We start from the raw sequence: 1739 nt of genomic DNA, 5'->3' as shown, positions 1-1739 counted from the left end.
TGGGCGCTCGGACAGGTTGCCGCTCTTGAAATCCCCGATCGCTGGGGTGGTCTGATCGATCTCCCGGCGGACGCCGACGCGCGGTCGGTGGGTCTGGCGGTGCGGGCACTGGCCGCCGGGATCGCCGCCGGTGAGGATCAGCTGGCGGTGCGGCCCTCGGGCGCCTACGGCCGGCGCGTCGTTCAGGCAGGTCACCGGAAGCTCACGGGCGTGAAGCCGGAATGGCGTCCGCGCGGCACCGTTCTCGTCACCGGGGGAATGGGCGCCATCGGGTCCCGGGTGGCCCGCTGGCTGGCCCGGAACGGAGCCGAGCACCTGGTGCTGACCGGTCGGCGCGGTGCCGGGACGCCCGGCGCGGACGCGCTGGCGGGAGAGTTGCGGGCGTCCGGCGTTCAGGTCACGCTCGCAGTCTGCGATGTGTCCGATCGTGCCGCGTTGGCCGCACTGCTCGACGCGCATCCGCCGACCGCCGTCTTTCACACCGCCGGTGTGCTGAACGACGGGACGGTCGACACGCTCACCTCCGGGCGTCTGGACGAGGTCCTGAGCCCCAAGGCGACGGCCGCCGTCCATCTGCACGAGCTCACCGCACACCTGGACCTTGACGCTTTCGTCCTCTTCGCCTCCGTCACTGGCGTATGGGGTAACGGCGGCCAGGCCGCGTACGCCATGGCCAACGCGGCTCTGGACGCGCTCGCCGAGCAGCGCCGTGCCGCCGGACTTGCGGCGACCTCCATAAGCTGGGGCCTCTGGGGCGGCGGCGGCATGGCCGAGGGCACGGGAGAGGTGAGCCTCAACCGCCGTGGCATTCGCGCGCTTGAGCCCACCACTGGCATCGAGGCGCTGCACCGGACGCTCGACCAGGGCGCTACCTGCCGCACCGTCGTCGACGTGGACTGGTCTGAGTTCGCTCCGCGCACGGCCGCGCTGCGGCGCGGACGGCTTTTCGCGGACCTGCCCGAGGCGCGACGTGCGCTGGGGTCGGAAGGGGCCGCGCAGGAGGGTGCCGGGACCGCCGAGTCGGCCGGCGCACTCGTCGAGCGCATCGCGTCGCTCCCGGAGCCCGAACAGCGCCGGACACTCGTCGAGTTGGTCCGGGCCGAGGCGGCTGCCGTCCTGCGGCACGACACGACGGAACTCCTGCCGCCGCGCAGGTCCTTCAAAGACGCGGGGTTCGACTCGCTGACCGCGCTGGAGCTCCGCAACCGGCTGAGCACCGCGAGCGGTGTCGTCCTTCCCGTCACCGTCGTCTTCGACCACCCGAACCCCGGCGCCCTGGCGGACTTCTTGTACGGCGAGGCACTGGGCCTGTCCGCGCAGCATGTCACCGGGAGGGACCAGGCCGACACGGCCCGGCGGGCCGTCGCCCCCGAAGAGCCGATCGCGATCGTCGGTATGGCCTGCCGTTACCCGGGCGAGGTGCACTCTCCCGAGGAGCTGTGGAAGTTGCTCATGGACGAACGGGACGTCATCGGCCCCATGCCCACGGATCGGGGTTGGGATGTGGCGGGGTTGTTCGATCCGGAGCCTGGTGTGCCTGGGCGTACGTATGTGCGTGAGGGTGGGTTCCTGCATGACGCGGGGGAGTTCGACGCGGGGTTCTTCGGTATTTCGCCGCGTGAGGCGTTGGCGATGGATCCGCAGCAGCGGTTGTTGCTGGAGACGTCGTGGGAGGCGTTGGAGCGGGCGGGTATCGACCCGCACTCGCTGCGCGGCTCACGGACCGGCGTCTACGCCGG

2 protein-coding genes are annotated in these 1739 nt (G+C 71.6%); one reads left to right on the top strand and one right to left on the bottom strand.

The window, feature by feature from the left end:
- On the bottom strand, positions 1-195 hold a 195-nt coding region (locus GTY56_RS40345; RefSeq protein WP_237524392.1), incomplete at its 3' end, for a hypothetical protein.
- Between the two features lie 15 nt (positions 196-210).
- Here GTY56_RS40345 and GTY56_RS40340 point away from each other — a divergent pair.
- Positions 211-1739, top strand: a 1529-nt coding sequence (locus tag GTY56_RS40340; protein ID WP_346345422.1) for a beta-ketoacyl reductase, incomplete at its 3' end; no start/stop codon positions are given.

Source organism: Streptomyces sp. SID5643, from assembly GCF_009872555.1.
GTDB classification, from domain to species: domain Bacteria; phylum Actinomycetota; class Actinomycetes; order Streptomycetales; family Streptomycetaceae; genus Streptomyces; species Streptomyces iakyrus.
The sequence above is the reverse complement of the archived record's forward strand: the minus strand, read 5'-3'. Positions and strand labels throughout refer to the sequence as shown.